A 366-nucleotide genomic window follows, 5' to 3' on the forward strand; every position below is an offset into this window, starting at 1 on the left:
GGCTTTGTCGAGGCGCAGGTAAGTGCCACTCATCGCCTGTCCGTTCGCGAGGTCACGCCAAAAGTTGACGTACTCAGAGGTCCGGGTGTACGGCTCTTCGCAGAAAATCCGGTGATGTTTACCGCGAATCTCGTCGATGGCGTAACCCGTCACCGCGCAAAAATTGTCGTTGGCTTCAAGAATGGTACCGTCAGGGGCGAATTCAATGATGGCCATTGAACGACTAATCGCCTGAGTCCTGGCGGTCATTTCATCCAGAGAACAACTGAGGCGTTTATTTTCGAGCAGGTCGGCTTTGCGGTGTAAATCGAACATGGCTCAATCCCTTGGGGGTGCTGTCTATTGATAATTCAAACGATTCAAGAC

1 protein-coding gene is annotated in these 366 nt (G+C 51.9%); it reads right to left on the reverse strand.

Going from position 1 to position 366, the window contains the following annotated elements; translation table 11 throughout:
* Positions 1–315, reverse strand: a 315-nt coding sequence (locus tag GHO42_RS05035) for a PAS domain S-box protein (protein WP_153384130.1), incomplete at its 3' end; no start/stop codon positions are given.
* Positions 316–366 lie beyond the last annotated feature (51 nt).

The organism is Pseudomonas sp. FSL R10-0056 (genome assembly GCF_009600105.1).
Classification (GTDB): Bacteria; Pseudomonadota; Gammaproteobacteria; order Pseudomonadales; family Pseudomonadaceae; genus Aquipseudomonas; species Aquipseudomonas bubulae.